The organism is Exiguobacterium aurantiacum (genome assembly GCF_001766415.1).
Taxonomy (GTDB): domain Bacteria; phylum Bacillota; class Bacilli; order Exiguobacteriales; family Exiguobacteriaceae; genus Exiguobacterium; species Exiguobacterium aurantiacum_A.
In genome coordinates this window covers 286,894-311,609 of record NZ_MKXO01000003.1, presented here as the reverse complement: position 1 = coordinate 311,609, position 24,716 = coordinate 286,894, and the positions used below count along the sequence as shown (strand labels likewise).

The 24,716-nt window shown below is 54.5% G+C and carries 22 protein-coding genes; 9 read left to right on the top strand and 13 right to left on the bottom strand.

Annotation, left to right across the window (positions count from 1 at the left end; translation table 11 throughout):
- Together BJU60_RS09085 and BJU60_RS09080 are read left to right on the top strand one after the other, a co-directional pair.
- A partial coding sequence (locus tag BJU60_RS09085) for an ABC transporter permease (protein WP_070328568.1) occupies nt 1–1,991 on the top strand: 1,991 nt, incomplete at its 5' end.
- Between the two features lie 85 nt (nt 1,992–2,076).
- The gene (locus BJU60_RS09080) at nt 2,077–2,802 is read left to right on the top strand and encodes a DUF4261 domain-containing protein (protein ID WP_233589709.1); all 726 of its coding nucleotides are present in this window, start codon (nt 2,077–2,079) and stop codon (nt 2,800–2,802) included.
- Between the two features lie 294 nt (nt 2,803–3,096).
- Here BJU60_RS09080 and BJU60_RS09075 read toward each other — a convergent pair whose 3' ends face one another.
- The 7 genes from BJU60_RS09075 to pulA form a co-directional block, all read right to left on the bottom strand.
- Complete coding sequence (locus BJU60_RS09075; RefSeq protein WP_083274090.1) at nt 3,097–4,002, bottom strand: DUF5996 family protein; 906 nt, start codon at nt 4,000–4,002, stop codon at nt 3,097–3,099.
- Between the two features lie 106 nt (nt 4,003–4,108).
- Complete coding sequence (locus BJU60_RS09070; RefSeq protein ID WP_070328566.1) at nt 4,109–4,432, bottom strand: thioredoxin family protein; 324 nt, start codon at nt 4,430–4,432, stop codon at nt 4,109–4,111.
- 19 nt (nt 4,433–4,451) lie between these two features.
- On the bottom strand, nt 4,452–5,303 hold the full coding sequence (locus BJU60_RS09065; protein ID WP_070328565.1) for a DegV family protein: 852 nt from the start codon (nt 5,301–5,303) through the stop codon (nt 4,452–4,454).
- 114 nt (nt 5,304–5,417) lie between these two features.
- Nucleotides 5,418–5,834, bottom strand: coding sequence for an RDD family protein (locus BJU60_RS09060; protein ID WP_236633340.1), 417 nt, complete (start codon nt 5,832–5,834; stop codon nt 5,418–5,420).
- A 19-nt stretch (nt 5,835–5,853) separates the two neighbouring features.
- On the bottom strand, nt 5,854–6,930 hold the full coding sequence (locus BJU60_RS09055) for a nitric oxide synthase oxygenase (protein ID WP_070328563.1): 1,077 nt from the start codon (nt 6,928–6,930) through the stop codon (nt 5,854–5,856).
- A 110-nt stretch (nt 6,931–7,040) separates the two neighbouring features.
- Nucleotides 7,041–9,788 (bottom strand): sensor domain-containing protein, encoded by a 2,748-nt coding sequence (locus BJU60_RS09050; RefSeq protein ID WP_167615715.1) that lies wholly within the window; start codon nt 9,786–9,788, stop codon nt 7,041–7,043.
- Between the two features lie 256 nt (nt 9,789–10,044).
- Nucleotides 10,045–12,966 (bottom strand): type I pullulanase, encoded by a 2,922-nt coding sequence (pulA, locus tag BJU60_RS09045; RefSeq protein ID WP_254281681.1) that lies wholly within the window; start codon nt 12,964–12,966, stop codon nt 10,045–10,047.
- A 209-nt stretch (nt 12,967–13,175) separates the two neighbouring features.
- Here pulA and BJU60_RS09040 point away from each other — a divergent pair, with 209 nt between their 5' ends.
- Nucleotides 13,176–14,306: a GGDEF domain-containing protein gene (locus BJU60_RS09040; RefSeq protein WP_070328561.1), complete on the top strand. Its 1,131-nt coding sequence runs from the start codon at nt 13,176–13,178 to the stop codon at nt 14,304–14,306.
- 30 nt (nt 14,307–14,336) lie between these two features.
- On the opposite strand, the gene BJU60_RS09035 is transcribed toward BJU60_RS09040, so the two are convergent.
- From BJU60_RS09035 to BJU60_RS09010, 6 genes are read right to left on the bottom strand one after another with little or no spacing between them, the layout of a single operon-like run.
- Nucleotides 14,337–15,995, bottom strand: a complete 1,659-nt coding sequence (locus BJU60_RS09035) for an FAD-dependent oxidoreductase (protein WP_070328560.1) — start codon at nt 15,993–15,995, stop codon at nt 14,337–14,339.
- Nucleotides 15,996–16,009: 14 nt separating this feature from the next.
- Nucleotides 16,010–17,296 (bottom strand): arsenic transporter, encoded by a 1,287-nt coding sequence (locus BJU60_RS09030; RefSeq protein ID WP_070328559.1) that lies wholly within the window; start codon nt 17,294–17,296, stop codon nt 16,010–16,012.
- 30 nt (nt 17,297–17,326) lie between these two features.
- Nucleotides 17,327–17,605 carry a Fe-S cluster assembly protein HesB gene (locus BJU60_RS09025; RefSeq protein WP_070328558.1) on the bottom strand — a complete coding sequence of 93 codons (279 nt, stop codon included), beginning with the start codon at nt 17,603–17,605 and terminating at the stop codon, nt 17,327–17,329.
- Nucleotides 17,602–19,359, bottom strand: coding sequence for an arsenical pump-driving ATPase (gene arsA / locus BJU60_RS09020; protein WP_254281680.1), 1,758 nt, complete (start codon nt 19,357–19,359; stop codon nt 17,602–17,604). The genes BJU60_RS09025 and arsA overlap by 4 nt, the downstream gene beginning before the upstream one ends.
- A gap of 14 nt (nt 19,360–19,373) precedes the next feature.
- On the bottom strand, nt 19,374–19,733 hold the full coding sequence (arsD, locus tag BJU60_RS09015) for an arsenite efflux transporter metallochaperone ArsD (protein ID WP_070328556.1): 360 nt from the start codon (nt 19,731–19,733) through the stop codon (nt 19,374–19,376).
- Nucleotides 19,734–19,746: 13 nt separating this feature from the next.
- Complete coding sequence (locus BJU60_RS09010; RefSeq protein WP_070328555.1) at nt 19,747–20,064, bottom strand: ArsR/SmtB family transcription factor; 318 nt, start codon at nt 20,062–20,064, stop codon at nt 19,747–19,749.
- 229 nt (nt 20,065–20,293) lie between these two features.
- On the opposite strand from BJU60_RS09010, the gene BJU60_RS09005 reads away from it, so the two are divergent.
- The 6 genes from BJU60_RS09005 to BJU60_RS08980 all read left to right on the top strand — a co-directional run bounded on the left by BJU60_RS09005 (nt 20,294) and on the right by BJU60_RS08980 (nt 24,672).
- The gene (locus BJU60_RS09005) at nt 20,294–21,775 is read left to right on the top strand and encodes a SulP family inorganic anion transporter (RefSeq protein WP_070328554.1); all 1,482 of its coding nucleotides are present in this window, start codon (nt 20,294–20,296) and stop codon (nt 21,773–21,775) included.
- A 16-nt stretch (nt 21,776–21,791) separates the two neighbouring features.
- Nucleotides 21,792–22,205, top strand: a complete 414-nt coding sequence (locus BJU60_RS09000; RefSeq protein WP_070328553.1) for a universal stress protein — start codon at nt 21,792–21,794, stop codon at nt 22,203–22,205.
- A gap of 132 nt (nt 22,206–22,337) precedes the next feature.
- A complete protein-coding gene (locus BJU60_RS08995) occupies nt 22,338–22,751 on the top strand; it encodes a universal stress protein (RefSeq protein ID WP_070328552.1) in 414 nt (137 codons plus the stop codon).
- Nucleotides 22,752–22,862: 111 nt separating this feature from the next.
- Nucleotides 22,863–23,069 carry a PLD nuclease N-terminal domain-containing protein gene (locus BJU60_RS08990; RefSeq protein WP_083274089.1) on the top strand — a complete coding sequence of 69 codons (207 nt, stop codon included), beginning with the start codon at nt 22,863–22,865 and terminating at the stop codon, nt 23,067–23,069.
- On the top strand, nt 23,066–23,914 hold the full coding sequence (locus BJU60_RS08985) for an ABC transporter ATP-binding protein (RefSeq protein ID WP_070328551.1): 849 nt from the start codon (nt 23,066–23,068) through the stop codon (nt 23,912–23,914). The genes BJU60_RS08990 and BJU60_RS08985 overlap by 4 nt, the downstream gene beginning before the upstream one ends.
- Nucleotides 23,914–24,672: an ABC transporter permease gene (locus BJU60_RS08980; RefSeq protein ID WP_070328550.1), complete on the top strand. Its 759-nt coding sequence runs from the start codon at nt 23,914–23,916 to the stop codon at nt 24,670–24,672. Before BJU60_RS08985 ends, BJU60_RS08980 begins: the two co-directional genes overlap by 1 nt.
- Nucleotides 24,673–24,716: the final 44 nt, after the last annotated feature.

Here is a 24,716-nt window from a genome sequence, read left to right as displayed (position 1 = left end):
TGCCCGAGGCGACAATCGAACTTCGCGAATCCAAACTGATCACTTATCCATTCGCGGGCAGTGAACATCGGGGGCTCGTCTTAAAAGAAACAATGACGATCAATCAGTCTTACCTCGAAGCGGGATCGCGTCCGACGACGGACGACGAGGTCGCGCTCAACGCCAAATACGCCGAGAAGAACGGGATCGAGGTCGGTGACACGATCAACCTCGGCACGCCGTTCACGGTGAGCGGTTTCGTCTTGTTCCCGGACTATACGCTCCCGCTGTTCGATGAGAACTTCTTCAATCTCGACGCCGGGACGCAGACGCTCCTGCTCATGACGGACGAGGCGTATGAAGCGGTCGTCGGGACGGAATCGTTCCGGCTCGCAGGCGTCACGGACGGCGCGATCGACACCGGCGAGCTCCCGTTCGTCGTCTCGGTCATGGAGACGGAGAATATTATGCGCAGCGGGGCCATCTATAGTGAAATCTCGTCCGGGAAAGCGATGGCGCTCGGACTTAGCCTATTCATCGTCTCGATCGCCGTCATCATCGTCGCCATTCTCATCTCGAACATGCTCGAGGCCGAACGCGGTCAGATCGGGCTGTTGAAAGCGATCGGCTACAACCGGCGCCAGATTTCAACCCCCTACTTGGTGCTCATCTTGGTGTTCGCGACGCTCATGCTCGTCATCGGGTACTTCCTCGGCCTCTACTTCGCCGACCCGCTCAAAAACCTGTACCTCGACTTCTATCTGCTACCATCGATCACGATCGCACAAAACCCGCTCGTCTTTTTGACCGCCGTCTTCGCCCCACTACTGTTCTTCGCCATCGTCGCCGGTGCCGTCATCTACAAGCTTATGGGCGAGAGCGCGCTCGCACTGTTATCACCGCGCGACAACATATCGCTCAACCGGCTCAGCCGGCTCGTCAGCCGAATGCTAAGCCGGGCCAGCGGGAAAACGAAGTTCAAATATTTATACGCCGTCAAAAGCACGGGCAGCTTCATCATCTTCTTCCTCGGTATCTTGTTCTCGACATTGTTGATCGTGTTCGCGCTCATGATGAACGGGGCCGTCGACCGGATGACGGTCGGCGGATTGAACGACGTCGACTATGCGTATGAGGCGTACGCGAACACGGAATCGCCACCAATGCTCGCCGACGGTCAGGAACCGTTCCTCGCCTATCCGTTCGCGTTCGTCGAGGATCAACTCGTCACCCTTAAAGGCTTGAGCGACGACAACACGCTCTACCGGTTGCAAGACCGGGACGGGAACGAATTGACCCCTGCAACCGACGGCGTCATCGTCACCGAACCGCTCGCCTTAAAACAAAGCTTTGACGTCGGCGACACGATCGACCTCGAGCTCGAAGGGAAGACGTTATCGTACCCAATCCTCGGCATCGCCGACGACTTCACGGGTGACGTCGTCTATTTACCGATTGAAATGCTCAGCAACGAGCTGACAGACGGCGCCTCGAGCGACTTGTTCAACGGCGTCTACGCCAGTGAACGGCCGGACGAGTCGGTGTATCCGACGATTCTGTCGCGCGACGGCTTGATCGAACAGTCCGAGTCGATCAACGAGTATATGAATTTGATGATGAACGTCATGATCGGCGGCTCCGCCTTGATCGCCTTCAGCATCTTGTTCGTCTTGACCGCGCTCACGGTCGAGAAGAACTATTACGTCATCTCGCTCCTCAAAGTGATGGGGTATAATCGACGTGAGGTCCGCTCGATGATTCTTGACAGCTACTTCGTCTACGCGCTCATCTCGGCACTCCTGAGCATCCCGATCGCCCTCGTCGTCCTCCGGATCATCATCGTCGTCTTCGCCGAGGACTACGGGCTCGTCTTGCCGCTCGAGTTTGAATGGATCTACGTGCTCTATACGGTCGGGGCCGTCACGATCTTGTTCTTCGTCAGCACGTTCGTCAGCCGGCGCAAGATCGATCAAATCCCGCTCCAAGAAGTGTTGAAGACGTATCAAGAATAATTTTGCTCAAAATAGGGCATAATAAGAAAAGAGACTAGGCCTCTCGCTTGAGGGGCCTAACTATTTGCAGAAGAGGATGATTCTAATGAACCGTACACAAGTGTTGCTCGCCATCCCAGGAAACTGGCCATCGGCCGAGGCCGTGAGCGAAAAAATCAGTTTACATAGCGAAGGCTATACGATGGCCGGCCTGTTGCTGTTAGAAGACGAGACCGGAAAAGCGTTCACCGTCGAAGTCGTCGAACGCGACCCGGCGCTCGCCGAGGCGATGATTCACGCCAGCACGAGCGGCTTCACACCGAAAATCGCCAAAGGACTCACGCGCCACACGCATATCGTCTATTTGATCGGCGACGTCAATGATGTGACAGACATCGCCGCGGCCCGTCGCGGGGCGAACGCCCTGTTGAACGCCGGCGGACTCGGTGTCATGGTCGAGACGGCAGGCGTCGCTTATTCGAAAGACGAATGGCAAGCGTCGAAAGAAGAAGACCTCGCCCTCGACTACTCGCTCCTCACCGCCATCACGGAAGAAGAGACGGCGTACGTGTCGTGGGGCATGAAAGCGTTCGGCCACGCCGACGTCGCCGTACCGGAAACGCTCGAGATCGAAGACGCGATCCACGTCATCCATTCGTTCAACTTCCATTTGATCGCAGGCGGATCGATGTTCGGTGACGGCGACAGCTTCACGTTCGAGGACGGCAAGACGTTCACGGTCGAGATGGGCGAAGACGAGCGCACGTCAATCGACAACTTGCTCCATAACCCGTTCGGCTTGATCTACCTCGTACCACAAATTGCAGAATAACATGTCAATCGATTAATTTGGACCCACATCCAGATTGATCGATTTTTTGATATCGCTCGTCCTTCCGGCGCCCACGCTTTCCGCAGGCAATCCCGGAGCCGCATCGCGACTCGCGTCGCTGCTGGGTCTCCGTCGGATTGCTTTCCTGCAGGAGTCGGGGCGCCATCGGACGAGCAACAAAAAGGTACTGTTCGAAAACTAATCGAACAGCTAATAGCCGAACGGAAAATCATCCGTGTCGGAAATGGGCCATCTACTCGCTACCAGCCCCTAAAGTAAACAAGAGCTCACAGATCATTCGTCTGTGGGCTCTTGTTGTTTCGGCATGTCGAGCGGCATAAAGTAATGGTCGCACCCTTCCCACTCGAGCTGTTCGCTCAAAATATCGAACGACGTCCGGAAGAACGCCTGCACGTCTCTCGTTTCCCCTACGTTCTCAAGAGATAAAAAGAACTCGCTCTTGCCGGCATCATAATAGGCGTCTTGCGGTTTGAGCCGCTCCGTCCCGATCTCCGTGTACTGGAACGGGTACGGCAAGATGAAGAACGTCGGAATATCGACCGCTTCATCACCGAGCCAAAACCCGAACTCGACCATGTGCTCGTCAAACGCCGCCTTCTCGATGACTTTATCTTGCGGGAACGGCTCAGGGCGTCCGTAGACGATGAGCGACGAGACGTCAAACGTTCCCCAAAACAGGCCCGGCTTCACTTTCCGGCAGCGGAGCGGCGCGAGAAATGCCAATTGCTCCCGCGCGGCGTATTGAAACAGACGGATGCCTCGTTGCGCCGCCACGGCGTCATAAGCGAGCGGTGTGTCATCACGGTCCAACATCCGTAACTCCCGCATCTCTTGCGTTCTCGGATTGAGGACGACCGAGACGCCGTTTGCGCGCAGGGCACCCATGATTTCTTCATAGTACGTACTGATCGACTTGCCTGCTTCGAGCGGGAATACCGACGTGTCGGCACCGACTTGGACTCTGATATGAGATTGAAAGACATCGACGTCGAGTTGTAGCCACGTCTCCCCTTGCACGAGCGGGCCAGTCGAAAAACCGCTCAGCGCAACGGGCAACGTGACGTGTGTCCATTGTGGCTCTTGCGGAGCCAAAGCCAACTTGATTTTCCCCAAGATTTGCGACAGCAAATGGAGCGTGAGCTTTGTCTCAGCCCATTCCGAGTGGCGTATCATCTCCATCACAGATTCCTCCGTTCCTTCGTTGCAAAAGTGACAGAACCACTTCATTAATTCCCGTTACATCATCACGACAATCAAAAAAATCCACAGACACATGTCTGTGGATTTACTTTCTCATCTCTTGGAGCCGTTCGAGCTGGTGGGTCAGTTCGCCGATTGGCACGAACCGGGCCCGGCGGAGCATCTCTTTGCCGTCGATGAAGAACAAGACGACCGGTACGGTGAAAATCGAATAGGCGCCGGCGATATCTGGCACTTCGTCTGAATCGACCGCGACCGCCTCGATGTCGGGAAAATCAACGAGCATCTCCTCGACTTGCGGCTTGAGCGAGTGACAGACGCTGCATCCCGGGTGCGAGACATAGACGAGCAACTGCTCCGCATCCGCGACCCGCTCTTTCAATGTCGTCAGTGCCTTCACTGCTTCCATGCTGTCTCCCCCTTTCAACTTAAGCGTCGAGCCAAAGCACACCGACCGTCTCAAAGCCGGCGTGGACCGCAATCGACGGACAGAAACGTGTCTTCACGACGTCAACCTCCGGCAATTTCGCTTGGATGAGGGCGACGAGGTTGTCTTGCATCTCTGGCGCGAGCGCCGTCTGGACGAAGACGCGGTTGTTATAAATCCCGTTCGCCGCATGAAGACGTTCGAGTTCGGTGACCATCTCAGCGTACGCTTTTTTGATTGAACGCACTTTCTTGAACGGGATGACTTTCCCGGATTCGTCGAGCGTGATGATCGGTTTGATGTTCAAGATGTTCGCGAGGAACATCTCACCTGATGACACACGTCCGCCCCGGCGCATCGTCTCCATGTTCCCGATGATCATGAAGAAGTTTTTCTTGTCACGCCACGCTTCGAGAAGAGCAACGATCTCCTCGACCGACTTGCCTTCCTTCTCGGCAGCGAGACCGAGACGGACGAGCTCTTGTTGCGCCTCGAGCGCCGCGTGCGAGTCGACCGTATAAACTTTAAACCCAGCCGCCTCAGCCGCTGCGCTCGAGTTTTTGACGGTGCTGCTCAATCCGTTCGAACAGTGGACGGCGATGGCGCAATCGTACCCTTCTTCTTTTAAGCGCTCATAACGCGAGATGAAGTCACCAAAAATCGGTTGCGACGTCTTCGCTTCTTTCTTTTGGTCGATCATGTAGCGGTGCAATTCCTCAATCGAGAGGTCGACTTCACTGTAGCCGCTCCCATCGACGATCAATTGGATCGGGACGATCTCGACGCCGAGCTGGGCGGCCTCCTCTTTCGAGAAGTTGGCCATACTATCGGTGATCCATGCAATTTTTGTCATAACAAATAGTCCTCCAGTAGTCGTTCAATTTTTTCCTCTTTCATTATAACCCATTTTCTTCGCCACTTCCCCGAAGAAAAAAGCAGAACGATTGCGGAATCGCCCTGCTCCCGTTCATTTTGTCGAAATCAGCTTTGTATGGGCGAACTCATCGTGCGGCAGTTCGAGGTCTTTATTCGACTTCATCTGTTGAAGTGCACGAAGAAGTGGTAGACCGAGCGTCGCCGGATAGACGACGTCCTTGTAGAGCGTCCGTTTCATGACTTGTTCGAGCGTTAGCGGACGGCCGTCTTGGCTCACGACTTTAATCCCGACGATTTTGTCGCCGATCGTCTGCCCGTCCCGGTTGAGCAAGAAGTAGGCTTCTCCTGCGATGGAGACGATTGTCGGTAAGTAATAATGCTTCACTTCTTTATCCGGCCAGATTTTTTTACGGATCGTCTTCTCGACGAGTTTCGCGGGTGCTTCTAATAGGATTTTATCGATTCGACTAGCTACAGCGCGTTTCCAGATTGGGACTGCCACGTTCATCATCCTTTCGTTTCGTTTCCTAGCCTTTAGATTCCTCTTTTGGCTTGGCTTGAAACGCTGAAAACGGACAACCTGACCGTGCGAACAAGTTCGGCGTCACAATCTTGTCATCATAGTGCCGATGAAAGACGTGGGTCGAGGCCGGTGACAGCGGCGGGATGAGCCAACTCCACTTTCCGGTCACGTCACGACCGGCGTCCGTCTCATTTTTCTCGAACCGTTTAAACTGTTTCGCCGCTGTATGATGGTCGACAATCGTCACGCCGGCGCGCTCGAACGACTGCAAGACGGCGACGTTCAGCTCGACGAGGGCGCGGTCACGCCAGAGCGTCCGCTCTTTTGTCGTATCGAGACCGAGTGATGCCCCGACAAGCGGGAGCAAGTTGTAGCGCTCGACGTCGGCGAGGTTGCGCGCCCCGATCTCTGTCTCCATGTACCACCCGTTGAACGGGACCGATGTGAGGCGGTGTCCACCGATTTCAAGCTCCATGTCAGCGATGGCCGGGACGGCGTGCCACTTGACGTCACGTCCCCCGAACAAATCGACGTCGTCATGGCGAATATCGACCTCGAGCACGGCATCGGCTGGCAGTTCATACATGCGGATCTCGTTCCCGTCTGTAAGCAAGAGCGGTAACAGATCGAAAGCCGTCCCAGCCCCGACCCACCCGAGACGCATCGCTTGTCTCGTCATCGACAGCGATAGCGGGTCACCGACGATGCCGTCTGTCGTCTCGTACGCCGCGTAACGGATGAGTTGTGTGTTCAAAATCCGAAAATGGTTCGGGAGGACGGTCATCGTCGAGCGAATCTTTCCATCGTTCGTCGCGTAGCGAAGATGGGCGACGATTGCTTCAAACACGTCATCGAACGTTTCCACGTCACGCGCGTCATGGACGGTGAGTGTCTGCCAAAACAAGCGGCCGATACAGCGGTTCGAGTTGCGCCATGCGAGTTTTGCCCCGGACGCCAATTCGTCCGTCGTGAGCGTGTACGTCCCGGTCCGCTCGATTTCGGCTTCGATCTCCCGTAACCGTTCGGTATGCTCCCCTTCAAGTTGTGAGAAAAAGTGGCGGGCTGCCTGTAGTCGATCCATCGTTTCTGTCTCCTCTTCTAATCTGTCCCTTCCATCTTAGAGAAAATCACGTCCCGTTTCTAGTTTTAGGGCGCACAAAAAGCGAGCCGGCAAATCCGGCTCGCTGTGTCTCATTCTTCGACTAAATCTTTCGCTTGTTGAATCGTGAAGCCGCGCGGTTTGTCACTCTCGAGCGCGGTCAACCGTTTCTCGAGTTCGACGGTCTGTTCGTACGTCGCTTCATATTGATACAATCCGTTCGCAAGCTCGGTCAATCGCGTCACTTGAATCGGCAGCGACGGCTGCCCGTCATCAAGCAAGATGACGAGATTGATATCACTATCGACCGGTAACCGGATCGAGCCATAAAAGGCAATCGCTTTAAAACCGCGCTTCATGATGACGATCGGCGATGTCCCGACCGCGACCGCTTGATTGCGCAGCCGCGTGATCGTGATGCCGGCGTGGATCAACCGGTTCGACGGTTGGATCGTCTCGACGTACTCCTCGATCGGGATGAGCGTTCCCGCTTCGAGCGCTTGTTCAAAATCGGATTCTCGCAACGGTCGGCTGAAAATGAAACCTTGAATGACGTGACAACCGAACTCACGGAGCCGAAGCAGGTCATCCATCATCTCGACACCCTCGACGACGACGTTCATCCCGAACTCTTCGGCGATGAGGAGCAGACTCCGGATGATGCCTTGGGCTTTTCGGCTTTGATTGACGTTATGGGCGAAGATGCGGTCGATCTTGATCGTCTGGGCACTGTACGCCTGCAAGTAAGCAAGCGACGAATAACCTTTCCCGAAGTCGTCAAACGCGATTGGGATACCGAGGTTGTTCAACCGCTCGAACGCCTGTGTGATCTGCTGGGCGTCGTCTAACAGTGACGTCTCCGAGATCTCGACTTCGAGATACGACGCCGGGACGTGGAAGCGGTCTAACATCTCTTCAAACACGCGTTCAAACCGTTCTTGATACAAGTATTTGGCCGAGACATTGATCGAGATCGGGACTCGATGTTTGAGCGACGTGATATAGCGGCACACCTCTTCGATCAACCAGTTCGTCAAGTCGAGATGGAGGTTGCTCTCCTCGGCGAGCGGAATAAATTCAGCCGGCGAGATCGATCCCCACGTCGGGTGCGTCCAGCGCATGAGCGCCTCGGCTCCGACGATTTGACCGGTCCAGGCGTTCACTTTCGGTTGATACATCAAATAGAACTCGTTGTTTTGCAGCGCACCTCGCATATCGCGCAACAGCTCGTAGCGTTTAAGTGACTCGATGTCCATTTGGGACGAATACAGTTCGAGTTTCGTCCCGAACTTTTTATCGGCCCGGTTCATGGAGATGCGCGCGAACAAGTCATACGCGTCAATACGGAACCGGTGCTTCGACAGCGTCCCAAACTCTTTCCCGAGCGCGAGCACTTCCGGGTCTTCCATCCGGCGTGGCAACACGATCAAGACGTTATCCGCATCGAGATGACCGAGCAAGGCGTCTTGTGGCAACAGACGAATCAATTGATTCACCGTCGCGATACGCCACTCGTCACCGAGCTCGTAGCCGAACGTATTGTTGATCTCAGTGATGCGGTTGAACGAAAGCGAGAACAACGTGAACGGATCGCGTTTGCGCGTGAGTTGATAGACCGATCCTGTGATCGACTCACGGTTTGGCATGTTCGTGATCGGGTCGAGCGAGGCGAGGCGCCAGATCTCTTGTTGCTGCTCTTTCAGTTGGGTGATGTCTTTGACGAGCGTCCGAAACCCGATGACGATTCCGCCTTCAGAGAAAATCGGTTCCCGGTTTTCTTCGACCCACTTGACGTTCCCTTTGGCGAAGATTCTGTATGAGAACGTCACCGGTTTTCCGCTGAGCGTCATTTCGCGTGCCTGTTTGATTTTCGGAAGGTCATCCGGCACGACGATACGCTGCCAATAGTCCGGGTGCGTATTGAACTGGTCTTCCGTATAGCCAAAGATGAGCGAGAAGCCCGGTGTCAAAAATCTGAACTGTTTCGTCTCGAAGTAACGTTCAAAAATGACCGAGTCGACGATTTCGCACAGTTGTTTCACTTTTAACCGTTCTTTCGTGAGCGCCGATTCGGCATCGACCAAGTTCGTGAGGTCGAACATCGCCCACGTCACCGATTTCCGATCTTTCGATATCCCGACGTGGACAATCAAGTCCAAATATTTTTGTTGCTTCGGATTGAACGCTTTGACTTGAGTCTCATAGTCGTGCTGTTCGGGGTCATTGATAAGTGACTCGACCGCCGCCGCAAACGCTTCACGTTCATTCTCATGAATCATATTACGGAAATGCTCGCGCTCCATTCCCCCTAACTGTCGTTTAGACAGCCCGAGCAGTTCACCCGTCTGTGGTGAATGGTAAAACTCGCCGGACTCGAGGTCAAGTTCGATTAGGATGAGACCCGGGATGCGCTCGAACAGCGTCCGTCCCACTTTCATCCGATTGTATCGTTCGCGCAGTTCCATCTGGGTCGTCAAGTCTTTGACGACGCCGTACAGGCCGGTGATGACCCGGCCGGTATAGAGCGGCGTATTCGTGACCGACAGATGAATGCGTCGCTTGTCCGCATTCAACGCTTTCAGTTCATAATGAACGGTCTCCCCTTGGAGCGCCCGCTGATGAAAGGCGTGAACACGTTCGCTTTCTAGTTTTGGAAGCCAGGAGGCAGGATGGACGAAACGCTCCTCTTCCCCGCTAAAGAGAAGCGACAACTTTTCGTTCGAGTCGACGAAGTTCAAATCTCGATCCAGGACGTACACCGCGTCCGGATATTGATCAAGCAATAACGGATCGATATTGATTCTCCCCTCATGCTCAGCCTGCTCAACGTTTGATTCCAATACATGCTTCCAATTACGGAAGAAGCCCATGTGTATCACCCTTTCGTGTGACAAATGTCACGTTTCGATGCGTGTTAACTTGATTATACAAGATTGACTAGTTGAAAGAGCTTCTGCATTTTGCAAATAAGGGAAATGAACCGTATTACATACATATATTCAAAAAAATGTCATGTCTTAATGTGCTGTCAACCTACTCCTCCACACGATGATGACGCAAAAAAGACCACGGATATTGGCTCCGTGGTCTCGCGCATTATGGTTGTTTTACGACGACCGTCGCATACGATGGCACGTCGACATAGCCCGAGACGCGTTTGATCGTCTTCGTTCCTGCCTGACTGCCGTCGACAATCACGTTCCACTGTCCTGTCGGAAGTTTCACTTTGACTGTTTCTGCGTTGGCGTTATGTGTGATGAACAAGTCTTTCTTCTGGCCAGGCGCTTTGTCATCGATCAAATACGTGATGACGTTTGGCGCAGAACGATAGAACTTGACGTTCTTCTTGACGTCAGTCGCTTTCGTCATGCGAAGCCCTGGGTTTTGTTTACGCATCTCGATCAAGCCTTTCATGTACTGGACGTCCGCCTTACGGTCAGCGGCGCGTTTCCAATCCATTTGGTTGATGCGGTCCGGTGATTTGTACGAGTTGTGGTCGCCTTCTTTCGTCCGCATGAACTCTTGCCCGGCGTGGAGGAATGTCGTCCCCTGGCTCGTCAAGAGGATGCTTGACGCGAGACGATGCATCTTCGTCCGGTCCGCTTCCGCCGTCTCTTTATTCGTGAGTTCGAGCTTGTCCCAAAGCGTGTGGTTGTCGTGCGCTTCGACGTACGTGATTGCTTGCGTCGGCTCTTTCGTGAAGCCTTTGATCTCGGCATTGTAGTCGATCTCACCGACGATTCCCGTCTTGATGCGGTTCTCAAGACCGTCTTTGCCGTTGATGAAGCCGTTGTCCGTGTCGATAAAGACGCTGCCTTTCAAGCCGTCACGGATGTTGTCGTTAAAGTGCGCGACGCGGGGCATCTTGTAGGCGTTCTTTTGGTTCGCTTTCAGTGCCGGGTCGAGTGGTGTGCTGAGGTCCCAACCCTCGCCGAAGACGAGGATCGATTTATCGACTTTGTCGAGCGCTTGACGGACTTGGTTCATCGTCTCAACGTCGTGGATGCCCATGAGGTCGAAGCGGAACCCGTCCCAATGATATTCTTGCGCCCAGTAGACGACTGAATCGACGATGAGTTTTTGCATCATCTTGCGCTCAGACGCGGTGTCGTTGCCGACGCCCGTCCCGTTCGCGAAGTCGCCGCCTGCCGTGTAACGGTAGTAGTAGCCTGGTACGATCTTATGAAGGTTCGAGGCTTGCGCATCGAACATGTGGTTGTAGACGACGTCCATGACGGCACGCAAGTTGTGGTCGTGGAGGCCTTGAATCATTTCTTTCATCTGCATGATTCGAACTTTTGCGTCATAAGGGTTCGTCGAGTATGAGCCTTCCGGCGCGTTATAGTTTTTCGGGTCATAGCCCCAGTTGTATGTCGCGTTCGGTTTCGTCTCGTCGACCGAGGCCGTGTTGTAGTCATACACCGGGATGAACTGGACGTGCGTCACGCCGAGGTCTTTGACGTGGTCAAGGCCTGTCTTCGTCGCCGTCTTCTTCCCGTTTTCAATCAAACGAGTACCCGGTTGAACGACACCAAGGTATTTGCCTTTATAGCGAATTCCTGAATCGTACGTGTTCGATGTGACGTCAAAGATTGAGAAGTCACGGACGTGTGTCTCGTAGATGATCGCGTCCGTCGCGTTTTGAAGCTTCGGTTTCATCGAGTTCCAACGTTTCGGTTTCGTCTCGTTCAAGTCGACGATGACCCCTTGGTCCCCGTTGACGCCGACCGCCGTCGCATACGGATCGACCGCACGGACGCTGCCTGACGCATGCTTGACGTTGTACGTGTAGCCGATGCCGTCGAGGTCGCCACGGACTTCAGCAGTCCACGTGCCGCGCTCGCCGCGTTTCATCGCAATCGTTTTCTTGATATCCTTGTCGTTCGCCGGACGGTCTTTCGGCATGTTCCACAGTTCGAGTGAAACGTCTTGAGCCGTCGGTGCCCACAAGACGAAATTTGTTTTCGACTTTTGATACGTGATGCCGAGCTTGCCGTTATACGCATACTTCGCATCGAATTCTGGTGACCGAAGTACGTCGCCCGCTTGCAGCACTTTGTCACCGAACGTCGGGTGCGACGCCGTGATGACTTGCGCCAAGTCGAGGTCAGCGCTGAAGTTTACCGTGACCGATTTGTCGCCAGTCTTCTCGACCGACTCGACTGCCGCGCCATCGACCTTCAATTCACTAAGGAACTGCTCATCGATCGCGCGGTTGAGCGTTAGTTCCGCCTGACGGAACGTGTTTGCCTCGAACGAGACGATTTTTGGTGAGCGGTCGATTTCTGGCTCTGAATAGTAAATCGTCGAATCACCTTCGACGAGCCAAATCTCTTTCGCCGTGCTGAGCGCGAAGCGGTCTTCGCCGTCCTTGTCGGACCATTCGCCTTTTTTCGTGATCAGACCGATGAGTTGTTTCGCATCCGGATTCGCAAACTTCACGTTCGCGACACCGCCGTAGGCGTCCGTCTCATCAAAGTTGATGCTTTGACCGTCGCCACCGTCCGGCCACGTCCAAACACCCCAGTCGGTGTATGTATTGTCATAGCGGAAGTAGTGGACTTTCATGTCGACTTCCGTCTTCTCCGTCTCCCCGTCCGGGTTCGACGTGTAGATTTTCGAGTCGCCCGACTTGATCCACACTTCGGCGACACCGTCCTTGATCATGTCTTTCGTGATCAGGCGGTCGTTTTCCGACCCTTTATCCTTGTCCCAATTGTCCGTTCGGACGATGAGACCGATCTGTTCAGGTGAGTCGACCGGGAATTCGTAGGCCGCCACCTTGCCGTAATCGTCCTCGCCGTTAAAGGCGAAGCCTTTGTTCGGGAAGTAATCTGGGCCATTCGCCCAAAGCCATAAGTTCCAATCCATTTGATTGTCTGGCGCCTCTTGATAGTGGACGACGACTAGTGTCGACTTGCCTTTATCAAGGGCAGACGCTGACATCGGAAACATCGACAGAATCAGTGCAAACGTTAGCACAACTGCCCATACTGGTTTCCATTGTTTGTTGACCATGTGGGTCCCTCCTTGTAGCACGAATTTAGGAAAACGCTTACACAAAAATTGTAAACGTTTGCTTCCTTAATTTCAATTCTTTTCTAAATAAACGACTAACGTTTCCCATATCAAGCCACTTGTTGGTTCGAACTCATTTTCCCATCACAAAATGATTGCTTTTTTATCCTCATCTGCCGAATATAGAAAATAGGGGAGGAATTTTTAAAATGTCGATGACCAATTTAATCAATAACTTGATTGCCAACGCCAGCTTACTGCTGATCGGCCTTTATATGATCTCGCGCCTCACGAAGCTCGGGTTCACGAGCAAGCTCCCGTTAAGACGGCAAATCACGATTTCACTACTCCTCGCCGGCCTGACGATCGTGATTACGTTGCATGGTGTGCTCTGGAACGCCCAAGCCGACTTTCAGTACGGGTTTGTCCCCATCATCATTGCCGGCCTTTACTTTGGCCTCCAAGGCGTCCGGATCACGTACGTCTCGAGCATACTTCTGCTCCCGTTCATCATATCGGATACGTTGCTGTTAATCGTTTTTCTCGACTATACGGTCGCGGCCACCACCGCAGTCGTCTATATGAAACTCCGGGAGCGGATCAAACCGACGCGGGACATCCGCATCGTCAACGCCATCAGCCTCGGATTTATCATTTTATTCTCGTTCTTAAATTTTAGTAACTATGCCGCTCCAAAAATGTACGTCTATACGTTGATCGCTTTCGTCATGATTGGATATTCAACCGGGTTCGTCCTCCATATCGTCTATGGGGGCATCCGCAAGATGCAGCGCACGGAACGGCAGATCACAAAATATCGAGAAGCCGCCTACACCGACGCCTTGACGGGTCTTGGCAACCGTCGTCGCTTCGAGGAAGAGATGAAGCGCGTCGACGAGGAAGTGTTCTCGAGTCCTTACGACATCACGCTGCTCTTACTCGATATCGATCATTTTAAATCGGTGAACGATACGTATGGCCATGATGCCGGCGACGCCATCTTGATCGAGCTTGGCAAACGGCTCACAGAGACGGCCCGTACCGATGACATGGTGTGTCGCCACGGTGGCGAAGAGTTCTCGGTGCTGTTGTCGGACTGCAACTTGTCGCAAGGGTTCGTCATCGCCAACCGCTACTTGCGTCAAATCGCGGAAAGTCCATTTTTGCTGCCGGACGGCAAACAGCTCAACATCACCGTCTCGATCGGCGTCACAAGTACGTCCGAACCAAAGATCGTCACGTCCGAACAACTCATCAAAAAGTCCGACCTCGGTCTGTACGTCGCCAAACGTAGCGGTCGCAACCGGGTCAGTAAATGGAATCAGCAACATGCAAATTAGACCCGACTCATGTGAGTCGGGTCTAATTGATTAGTTACCGTATTTTTTAAACAACTGATAATTCTTGTTGCCACCTGACAAGTTGTAGACGTCGGTGAAACCGAGGTTACGGAGCACGTTTTGCGCCGCGTTCCCCGTGACGCCGCCGTTGCAGTAGACGACCGTCGGCTTGTCTTTATCGAGGTCTTTTGACGCCTCGCGAAGCTTGCCGAGCGGGATGTTGACCGCACAGTCGACGCACGCCTTCTCAAACTGCGCCGCTTTCCGTGTATCGATGACCTGGATGTCCTCGTCCGCGTCGATCCGCTGCTGTAGCTCAGCCGGCGTGATGAGACGGGCCGACTTGTTCATGCTGTTCGCCAGTGCCATCCCCGTGTACATGACCGGGTCTTTCGTCGTCGAAAACGGCGGTGCGTACGCGAGGTCGAGGTGGAACAAATCATCAACTTTCGCTTTGAACGTGATCGCCGTGACGAACACGTCGATACGCTTGTCGACGCCTTCGAAGCCGACGATTTGGACGCCGAGCAGTTGACGTGTCGCCCGGTCGCCGACCGCTTTGATCGTCATGTCTTTCCCGCCCATGTAGGCCGGCTTGTCCGGTTTCGTGTTGTGGAGCACTTCGACGTCGTAGCCGAGGTCACGCGCTTCACGCTCCGAGAGACCCGTCTGCGCGACTGCGAGGCCGAACACTTTGAAGATGCCCGTCCCGAGGATGCCGCGGTGTTCGAGTTCCCCGCCCGTGAGGAGATCACCAAGTGAACGTCCCATCTTGTTCGCCGTCGAGCCGAGTGGGCGCCAAATCGGTTTACCCGTGACGAGCGAGACGCTTTCAGCGACGTCGCCGGCAGCATAGACGCTGTCCACGTTCGTCTCCATCCGTTCGTTGATGGCGATCGCACCCGTCTCACCGATCGTGACACCGATCGACTTGGCGAGTTCCGTGTTCGGACGGACACCGACCGATAGGATGACGAGGTCGGTCTCGATCGTCTTCCCGCTTTCCGTGACGACGCGTTCGACGTGACCGTCGCCGACGAGCTCTGTCACGGTCTCACCGAGCAACAGCTCGATGCCGTTCTTCTCGAGGTGGTCCTCGACGCGGCACGCCATGTCTTTGTCGAGCGGCGGCATCACTTGCGGGATGCGCTCGATGATCGTGACGTCGATGCCACGAAGTTTGAGCTGCTCGGCCATCTCAAGACCGATGAAGCCGGCCCCGATGACCGTCGCATGTTTCGGGTTCGTCGCGTCGACGAAGTTGCGTGTCGCTTCCGCGTTCTGGATGTTGCGGATCGGGAAGACGTTATCTGACTTCACGCCCGGGATCGGCGGGACGATGCTCGAGGCGCCGGTCGCGAGGACGAGGACGTCATAGCTGTCCGTGAACGTCTCACCCGTCTCCAGGTTTTCGACCGTGACCGTCTTCACGTCTTTGTCGATCGCCGTCACGTTATGACGCGTCATGACATCGATGTTGTAACGCTTTTTGAAGAAAGCGGCGTCGCGTGGCGTCAAGTCATCGCGTGACTCGACTTCGCCTCCGACGTAATATGGGATCCCGCAACCCGAGTAGGAGATATCGTAATCGCGGTCGTAAATCGTAATTTGTGCGTCTTCGTTGTTACGACGTGCTTTCGCCGCGACCGATGTGCCGGCAGCGACTGAACCGATGATGACTAACTTCATAGAAAATCCACTCCTCAATATAGTAGTAAGCTAATATACAGGCCGAGCAACGTGATGGCAAGCGTTGGGATCGTCAAGACGATTCCAATTTTAAAGTATTGCCCCCAACCGATCTTAAGTCCTTTCGTCCGGAGCACGTGAAGCCACAAGAGCGTCGCGAGCGACCCGATCGGTGTGATCTTCGGTCCGAGGTCGGAACCGATGACGTTCGCATAGATGAGCGCTTCGCGAATCTGACCCGACGTATTCGTTAAATCGATGGCGAGCGCGTCGATCATGACGGTCGGCATGTTGTTCATGACCGACGATAAGATCGCGGCCAAGAAGCCCATCCCGAACGTAGCCGTTAACACGCTACCTGAGAACCAGTCGATGAAGTTGGCGAGCACTTGCGTCAGCCCCGCGTTTTGTAGGCCGTAGACGACGATGTACATCCCGAGCGAGAAGAAGACGATCGCCCACGGCGCGCCTTTGACGACTTGCTCCGTCTTCACAGCAGGTGAACGGTTCGCCATGATCAGGAAAAATAGGGCGATGACACCGGCGACGAGCGAGACCGGGATGCCGATGATGTCGCTCGTGAAGTAGCCGATGACGAGCAGAGCGAGGACGACCCACGACAAGCGGAACATCTTATGGTCTTTAATGACCGTGCTCGGCTCGACGAGTTTTGACAAGTCGTACTGCTTCGGGATGTCTTTTTTAAAGTACAAGTACAAGACGAGCAAACTGCCGGCGACGGCGAACACGTTGACGAACACCATCCGCGCCGCATACTCAGCAAAACCGATGCCGAAGAAGTCGGCCGAGACGATGTTGACGAGGTTCGAGACGACGAACGGCAAACTTGCCGTATCGGCGATGAAGCCCGAGGCGATGACGTACGCCAAGACGACGGCGTCCGGTAATTTAAGCGCCCGTACCATCGCGAGCACGATCGGCGTCAAAATGAGCGCCGCCCCGTCGTTCGCGAATAATGCGGCGACGAGCGCACCGAGAAGCGTGATGTAGACGAACAGTTTGACACCGCCGCCCCCGGCGATCCGAGCCATATGTAAAGCGGCCCACTCAAAGAATCCGATCTCATCCAAAATGAGCGAGATGAGAATGATGGCGATAAACGTAAACGTCGCGTTCCAAATGATGCCCCATACCGTTCCGACGTCATCAAAATTGACGACCCCGGTGATGAGGGCAATGGCCGCCATCCCCATCGCCGAGTAACCGATGCCGAGGCCTTTCGGTTGCTTGATGATGAGGAAGAGCGTCACTAAAAAGATGATACTAGCAATCCACTGCACAATGAGTTCCTCCAATAATCTCTATTTTTGTTAGCACGTTTCTTGAAGACCACGGAGCACGAGGCTCGCGCTGTCTTCTGTCATTTCGACGTCGAGCGTGACGTTCTCAGCCATCGCTTCTGCGTCTTTCGAGACAGCGAATGTGAGGCCGTCATAGTCTTTCACGTCGTCCGTCGCTTCCGGAGCGGCGATGTGCATACCGAGCGTCGGTCCGCAGCACCCTGCTTCCGTACAGATCCGGACTGATTTCACTTCTTCATCCTCGAGTGCTGTTTTCATAAAATCGATTGCTTCGTTTGTGATGTTCATTTGATTTCCTCCTTCAATAGTTGTGATAACGCCGGATAGCCGACCGGCAAGTGTTCTTGCCACGAGAGCAGCGTCGGGCGCGGATACGCGTTCACCCGTTCGAGCCAAATCGCCTCACTCGCGACTTTCGCCGTGAGCAGCTTACTTTCGACGTCGAGCGGTGTGAACGATTGGTTGACGACCCAGGCGAACGGACGGATGCCGGCCCGTTCCAAGTCGGTGACGAGCCGCTCGGCTTCATACACCGGTGTCGCTTCAGGGAGCGTCGTGATGACGACGTGCGTCTGTTTCGGGTCACGAAGCTTCGGTAACAGCTCGCGGACCGCTTCCGGGACGACACCGGTCGAGCGTTCGAGCTCACGGTGGTAGCTCTCGGTCGCGTCGAGCAAGAGCAGTGTATGTCCGGTCGGTGCCGTGTCGATGACGACGAACCGGTCTTTCGCTTTGGCGACTTGACCGGCGAAAGCACGGAACACCGCAATTTCTTCCGTACACGGCGAACGCAAGTCTTCTTCAAGCATCGCGTGCTGTTCGTCGGTCATGTCCCCCGCTTCATGGAACACGTCGGCCCGATAGTTCTCGATCTCGACTTTCGGGTCGATCGCGTCGACGGTGAACGTGGCGGGCACGTCCTCACCGATTGTGAAAGCGACGTGTGCCGCCGGGTCGGTCGTCGTCAAATGGACGGCGTGGCCGCGTTCGCTCAAAGCGACGGCGAGGAGTGAGGCGAGCGTCGTCTTGCCGACCCCACCTTTGCCCATCGTCATGATGACGCTCGGACCGTCCGCTTCGACTTCATCGACGAGCGTATCGATCGAACCGTAACGGCTCGCATCATATGTCATATCCGGTACGTCGACCGTCTCCCCGTTCACCCAGCGGCGCAGTGCCGGGACGCCGACCAAGTTCTCGTAGGCGTATGGGAGCGTGAACGTCTCGAGCGTGTCGACGCCTTGTGGCAAGTTGTCGAGCGCGTCTTGTTGGCGCTCGATGAACCGTCTCGTATAACGGTCCGTACCTTCCGCCGGGTCGACGACACCGTTGATGACGAGTTGCATCCGCTCGATCCCGATGGCGTGGAGCTCCGTCGCGGCACGACTCGCCTCGACGAGCGTCGACGTCTCAGGACGGGCGACGAGCAACAGTGTCGTCTCGTCCCCGTTCGAGAGCGTCTCGACCGCCCGTTTATATTGGTGTTGCTTGTCTGATAGACCAGCGAGCGGACCGAGGCATGAGACGCCGGTCGTGTTCGTCTCTAAAAATTCGTCCCACGCGCTCGGGAGCGTGAGCAACCGGAGCGTATGCCCGGTCGGTGCCGTGTCGAAGATGACATGGTCGTACGTGTCACGGGCCGTCTCTGACGTCAACAGCTCGGTGAACTGGTCGAACGCCGCGATCTCAACCGTGCAGGCACCGGACAGTTGCTCTTCCATCGACTGGATGGCGACGTCCGGGAGCACGCCGCGATACGGGCCGACCATGCGTTCCATATACGCTTTTGCCGCTTCTTCCGGGTCGAAGTTCGCAATCAATAGCTCCGTCCCCGGGACTGCTCGCGGTGTCTCGTCAAGTTCCATCTCGAACACGTCCTGCAAATTACTTGCCGGGTCGGTTGAGACGAGCAAGACGCGCTTGCCACGGTCAGCGAGCGTCAAGGCGAGGCTCGAGGCGGTCGACGTCTTCCCGACGCCGCCTTTCCCGGTCAAAAACATGTAACGGGTCGGCTCAATCGTATTAAAATCAAAGCGATTCATCATGACGCGCCTCCTTATTTTTTAAGCGTGATGCGGACTTTCGGTTTCTCGCCGTCTTGTTTCGCGAACGCCGCGACCGGGAGACCGGTCAGTTCAGCGATCTCTTCGTTCGTCATGTAGGCGCCGCGTTTGACGATCTCACCGTCGATGACGGTGAGCGGGAGCGTGTCGAGCCCTTTCGTGATCTCGGCTTGCACGTTTGCGTTTTCAACGAAACGGTTCGGCTCCGAGGCGAGGTTATAACGCTCGACGTCGAAACCGCGTTGTTTCAACACGTAATGGATTGTCGCGACCCGCGTCAGTTCCGGGTCGATCGATGGGCCACATAGTCCGGTCGGACAGCACATGGCCGGTTCGAATACTTCAAGTTTCATCGTTTATTCCTCCTTAAATGGCACACTCGGCGTCACAGTCACAGCTCGCATCGATCATCTCGACTTGTCCGAGCAGATCGACGACGATCGAATAGAACGGGCTCGCCTCGTTCAACCGGTAATGGATCCATTGCTTGTCCCGGCGCTCGAGCAGCAGTCCCGCTTGCCGCATCATCTTCAAATGCCGGCTGATCGCCGGCTGCGAGATGTCGAAGCAGTCAACGAAGCTGCAGGCACACTGTTCCCCATCCTGCATCTGCTTTAACATCGTCAACCGCGTCGGGTCAGCGAGCACTTTGAGCACTTTACTCAGTTCTTCTGCGGTATGCATCGTCATTCTCCTTTACTCCGTGTATAACAAAACCGTTATATAACCTTTACGTTATGAAATTACCATAGTTTTTAATGATAAGCAATTGTCTTTTCTGAAAAAGTTCGTTATGATAAAACACGTTGTGAAAACATGTGTCGGTTTAACCGCTTCCTTCATATAATGACGCATTTGATCTTCGTGAGACTCGGAGGTCAAAGTCAAAACTATAAAGAGAGGTGTGTTCTTTTTGGAAAAATTGAATACTGTCAAACAAGAATGGCTCGGTAACGTCCGGGCTGACGTCCTTGCGGGGATCGTCGTCGCGCTCGCCCTCATCCCTGAGGCGATCGCATTCTCACTCATCGCTGGACTGAACCCGATGGTCGGTCTATACGCTTCATTCATTATCGCCATGGTCATTTCGATCACGGGCGGTCGACCAGCGATGATTTCAGCTGCAACCGGGGCCATGGTGCTCCTCGTTGTCGATTTAGTTCGAGATTACGGTCTCCAATATTTATTAGCAGCCGGTATTTTAGCCGGTATCATTCAAATCGTGCTCGGGTTCTTTGGTATAGCGCGTCTTATGAAGTTCATCCCGCGTGCGGTCATGGTCGGCTTCGTTAACGCCCTCGCTATTTTGATCTTCCAAGCTCAATTACCAAACTTTGAAGGCGAGAGCTGGATCATGTGGGCGATCGTCGCCGCATCACTCGTCATCATCTTCTTGTTCCCACGTATCACGGGCGCAATCCCGGCACCGCTCGTCGCCATCGTCGCGATGACGCTGCTTGCTGTCTTTATGGGGCTCGATACGAAAAACATCGGCGACATGGGGACGATCTCAGCAACGTTGCCGGAATTCTTATTCCCTGACGTTCCGTTCACGCTCGAGACGCTCATGATCATCTTGCCGTATGCCTTCTCACTCGCCTTCGTCGGCTTGATCGAGTCGTTGCTCACGGCTCAAATCGTCGATGACATGACAGGAACGGATTCGAACAAGAATCGTGAGTCAAAAGGTCAAGGGATCGCCAACATCATCGCCGGCTTCTTCGGCGCGATGCCAGGTTGTGCGATGATCGGCCAATCGGTCATCAACGTCTCGTCTGGAGCACGTGGCCGTCTATCGACGTTCGTCGCCGGACTCGCGTTGTTCATCATGATCATGACAATCAGTGACGTTCTTATGTTGATTCCAGTCGGCGCCCTCGTCGGCGTCATGTTCTTCGTATCGTATGCGACGTTTGACTGGGGCTCACTTAAAGCGCTCCGGACGGCACAAAAGTCGGATACGGTCGTCATGCTCGTCACCGTGCTCGTCACTGTGCTCACGCACGACTTGTCAATCGGTGTATTCGCCGGGATTTTAACAGCTGCGATTTTGTTCGCCGCGAAAATCTCGAAAGTCGAACTCGACCGCAACGTCGAAGCCGACCACGCCCACTACGTCGTGAACGGTCAATTGTTCTTCGCATCAACGTCTGAGTTCGTCAACCAATTCGATGTCGAAGAAGATATCGAAGCAGACATCAAACATGTGACGATCAACTTCTCGAACACACACCTTTGGGACGATTCGGCCATCGGCGCCATCGACAAAGTCGTCTTCAAATACCGTGTGCACGGTATCGAGCCAGAACTGTTGAACTTGAACAAAGATTCAGAGAAGCTGCTCAATACGCTCGCGCTGCACTTGAAACAACAAGATGCGGGCATCGGACATTAATTCGGGAGGGATTCACATGACAAAAATCTTCTTAGCCGTTGACGGATCGGACCATTCGATGCGCGCGACCGCGAAAGCGATCGAGCTCGCGAAAGTCTCGAACGCCAAAATCGATGTCGTTCACGTCGTCAGCTCGAAAGAGTCAAAAGAAAGTGCCCTGCAATCAACAGGCAAGATCGACCTGGAGGCGAAACGGATGCAGCGGATGCAGCGTTTCTTCACAGCGATCGAAGCAGCCGGACTCGAGTACGAATATATCGAGCTCCGTGGTGAACCAGACGTTGAGCTCGTCAAGTATGCGAACCATGAACCGTTCGAATACGTCGTCGTCGGCTCGCGCGGCTTGAACACGTTCCAAGAGTTCGTGCTCGGCAGCGTCAGCCATAAGCTCGCCAAACGCGCGCTCGCGCCGGTCGTCATCGTCCGATAATCAAAAAGGAAGTGAACCACAGCGTTCACTTCCTTTTTTTCTGTATCTCGAATCGACACAATTACGAATGCGCTTTCATAAAAAATCGCATATACTTGTAGTAGCAAGCGTATAAGAGGAGGCGTTGAAAGAATGGGTAAAATCTTTTTAGCGGCAGATGGCTCGGATCACTCGAAACGGGCTTTAACGAAGGCAATCCAACTCGCAAAAGCGTCAGACGCATCGATTGATATCGTTCACGTCGTCAGTTCGAAAGAATCGAAAGAGGCCGCGCTCCACTCGACCGGCAAGATTGATCTCGAAGCGAAACGAAAACGCATGATGCAACCGTTGTTCGATACGATCGAAGCGGAAGGCATCGCCTATGAATACGTCGAACTCCGCGGTGAACCGGACGTCGAGCTCGTCAAATACGCCAATCGCGATCCGTTTGAATATATCGTCGTCGGCTCGCGCGGCCTCAATACGTTCCAAGAGTTCGTCCTCGGCAGCGTCAGCCATAAACTCGCCAAACGGGCGCAAGCACCGGTCATCATCGTCAAATAACTTGCTCCCTTTCTCGGTTCGAGAAAGGGATTTTTTGTGTCTGATACAGGAACAACGTCCTATGTGTGGAATCAAATAGTGTATGTACAACTAACTAAGGAGGGAAATTTTATGGAAATTATGAACGACCCGGGTACGTTACTATTAATTTTACTGCCTTTATTGTTACTGCAACTGATCCTCCTCGTCGTCGCCATGATCGATTTATTCAAGCGACCTGAAACGAACGGACCGAAATGGGTGTGGCTCCTCGTCATCGTCTTTATCAACATCCTCGGTCCGATCGTCTATTTCCTCTGGGGACGGACAAAACAGTGAACGCGAGCCATCTCACAAAACGATTCGGCACGTTCACCGCGCTCGATGACGTCAGCTTCTCGCTACGCCCGGGCTGCACGTCGCTCCTCGGCGAGAACGGGGCCGGCAAGACGACGCTCCTCAACATGATCGCCCGTGTGACGACGCCGACGTCCGGACAGATCGAGGGTCACGACACAATCCGGGTCGGTTATTTACCACAACGTCCGGCGCTTTACCCTTCCCTCACACCGGTCGAGACGATTAAATATGCGGCCGACTTGACGGGCACGACCGGCGTCGACGCCTTGAACCTCTTAAAACGCGTCGGCTTAGAACCGGTCGACCGCCCGGCGGCGCACTTGTCAGGCGGGATGCGGCAACGGCTCGGCATCGCCCAAGCGCTCGTCCATGACCCGGAACTATTGTTGCTCGATGAACCGGTGTCGGCGCTTGACCCGCGCGGCCGCCGGGAAGTGCTCGATCTCTTGAGTGACTTGAAGCGCGAGCGGATGATTCTCTATTCGACGCACGTGCTCCCTGACGCCGAGGAGGCGAGCGACTGGGTGCTCCTGCTTCGGCAAGGACGCCTGCTCATGGAAGGCACCGTCACCGATTTGCTCGGGGCCAAATCATCCATCCAACTTCGCCTGTTCGATGACACGACGACAGAAGACGATTGGAACGCGCTCGCGGGTGTCGTCCGTGTCTCGCGGACGGGGACGACATGGACGTTCGAGACGTCCGATAAAACGATGTCCGAGCGGGCGATTCTGCAACGCGTCCTCGCCCAAGGACTGATGATCCAATCGTTCCACGTCGGTCATCCGTCGCTCGAATCACTGTTTTTGGAGGTGAACGCTTAATGCGGACAGCCATCTTTAAACAAGAATGGAAAGAATCGTGGCGCAATAAACGGCTCGTTTGGGTGCCGGTCGCTCTGATGTTGCTCGCGGCGATGCAGCCGCTCACGCTCTACTTCTTACCAGACATTTTAGCGTCAGGCGGCAACTTGCCGGACGGGACCGTCATCGAGATCCCGACGCCGACACCGGCCGAAGTACTCTTATCGGTCAGTGAGCAGCTACGACAGATCGGCCTGCTCGTCGTCTTGCTGTCGGCGATGCATACGTTCAGCCAAGAACGTACACTCGGTACGCTCGCTTGGCTCAAGTCGCTCAACATTCCGGCTTCTCGCATCGTCATGAGTAAATGGGCACACTACACGTTACTTTCCGCTGTTTCCATCTTGCTCGCCCAAGGCACAGCCGCCTATTATACGGTCATCTTGTTCGACTCGTTCGATGTGACGGACTTTGTCATTTCCACGGGTCTATTGATCGTCCATTTCGTCGTGCAGCTGTCGATCTTCTTCTTATTCGCCGCGCTGCTCGAGAGCGGACTCGTCGCCCTCGTCATCACACTCGGTGTCCACTTCGTCTTATCGCTCCTGCTCAGTTGGATCGATTGGGACTGGTTGCCTTGGAACCTTGGCGGATTGTCGGGTCAAGCGTTGATCGAAGATATCAGTGTCACGTGGCCGCTCGTCACTAGCATTGTCTTGATCGGTCTGGCGTTGGTTATCGCATCCAAGCGTTTATTATTTTTGAGTCGTTCCTCTTGACCCTTGATTGGCATTTTCGCCGTCCATTGATTCATGAGCCACCG

Excerpts from the sequence above, each read along its gene's own strand:
- BJU60_RS09065 (WP_070328565.1), bottom strand. The coding sequence starts at position 5,303 with ATGACAAAAATTGCATGGATCACCGATAGTATGGCCAACTTCTCGAAA.
- BJU60_RS09000 (WP_070328553.1), top strand. The coding sequence starts at position 21,792 with ATGACAAAAATCTTCTTAGCCGTTGACGGATCGGACCATTCGATGCGC.
- arsD (WP_070328556.1), bottom strand. The coding sequence starts at position 19,733 with ATGAAACTTGAAGTATTCGAACCGGCCATGTGCTGTCCGACCGGACTA.
- BJU60_RS09010 (WP_070328555.1), bottom strand. The coding sequence starts at position 20,064 with ATGCATACCGCAGAAGAACTGAGTAAAGTGCTCAAAGTGCTCGCTGAC.
- BJU60_RS08995 (WP_070328552.1), top strand. The coding sequence starts at position 22,338 with ATGGGTAAAATCTTTTTAGCGGCAGATGGCTCGGATCACTCGAAACGG.
- BJU60_RS08980 (WP_070328550.1), top strand. The coding sequence starts at position 23,914 with ATGCGGACAGCCATCTTTAAACAAGAATGGAAAGAATCGTGGCGCAAT.
- BJU60_RS09025 (WP_070328558.1), bottom strand. The coding sequence starts at position 17,605 with ATGAACATCACAAACGAAGCAATCGATTTTATGAAAACAGCACTCGAG.
- BJU60_RS09040 (WP_070328561.1), top strand. The coding sequence starts at position 13,176 with ATGTCGATGACCAATTTAATCAATAACTTGATTGCCAACGCCAGCTTA.
- pulA (WP_254281681.1), bottom strand. The coding sequence starts at position 12,966 with ATGGTCAACAAACAATGGAAACCAGTATGGGCAGTTGTGCTAACGTTT.
- BJU60_RS09035 (WP_070328560.1), bottom strand. The coding sequence starts at position 15,995 with ATGAAGTTAGTCATCATCGGTTCAGTCGCTGCCGGCACATCGGTCGCG.
- arsA (WP_254281680.1), bottom strand. The coding sequence starts at position 19,359 with ATGAATCGCTTTGATTTTAATACGATTGAGCCGACCCGTTACATGTTT.
- BJU60_RS08990 (WP_083274089.1), top strand. The coding sequence starts at position 22,863 with ATGGAAATTATGAACGACCCGGGTACGTTACTATTAATTTTACTGCCT.
- BJU60_RS09080 (WP_233589709.1), top strand. The coding sequence starts at position 2,077 with ATGAACCGTACACAAGTGTTGCTCGCCATCCCAGGAAACTGGCCATCG.
- BJU60_RS09060 (WP_236633340.1), bottom strand. The coding sequence starts at position 5,834 with ATGAACGTGGCAGTCCCAATCTGGAAACGCGCTGTAGCTAGTCGAATC.
- BJU60_RS09075 (WP_083274090.1), bottom strand. The coding sequence starts at position 4,002 with ATGGAGATGATACGCCACTCGGAATGGGCTGAGACAAAGCTCACGCTC.
- BJU60_RS09055 (WP_070328563.1), bottom strand. The coding sequence starts at position 6,930 with ATGGATCGACTACAGGCAGCCCGCCACTTTTTCTCACAACTTGAAGGG.
- BJU60_RS09070 (WP_070328566.1), bottom strand. The coding sequence starts at position 4,432 with ATGGAAGCAGTGAAGGCACTGACGACATTGAAAGAGCGGGTCGCGGAT.